Annotated in this window: 1 protein-coding gene; it reads left to right on the top strand. The window is 36.1% G+C overall.

The annotated features are described in order from the left end of the window. A partial coding sequence (locus AC04NP_RS30595; protein ID WP_482863933.1) for a hypothetical protein occupies positions 1 to 446 on the top strand: 446 nt, incomplete at its 5' end. Positions 447 to 645 lie beyond the last annotated feature (199 nt).

Raw genomic sequence — 645 nt, forward strand, 5'->3', positions numbered from 1 at the left:
GTATTGCAAAATTGGCAGATTACGAAAAAAAACAGGGATTTACCGGGTTAAATGAAATAGGTGAGTCAACAAGGACCTTTGGTAATTATGAGGGGATGTGGGGAATACATAATTATCATGAAACAAATAGCTTTATTTATTTCCAATACATTACACTTAAAACTGCCATTGTAGGCGTTTTTGTTGATAAATCAACCTTAAAGGCAAAGAAGGCATATCTTAAACAGGATATTCATACAAACCTGCTGTTTCCCAATTTTCTTAGTTCAAACCAGTCATATTTTATCAAGCAATTTCATCCCGGCAGCGGTTTGGATAAAATAGAAGATTTTAAAAAAATGGTAGAACCTTATACGGAAGTATGGCAAAATCATGATATAAAAAAACGGCTTATGGCAATAGATACTGAAAGCAATCCTGTATTGATTTTTTATAGGGTGAAATGATCCATATCAGATTTAAGCAATTAGAAAATGAAAACTAAATTTAAAAACAAGCTGAGATATGTTGCAGCAGGTATATTCCTGCTCGCCCTGATTGTCAATGTAAGTCTTTCGCTTACCGATCCTTTTGTACATGTAGGTGCTGAACTGCTGGCAGGGACAAGCGGCAGCAGTAGTGGTAGTGCCGGTATCTGTTGCGGAG

It is taken from the genome of Agaribacillus sp. DX54 (genome assembly GCF_056858335.1).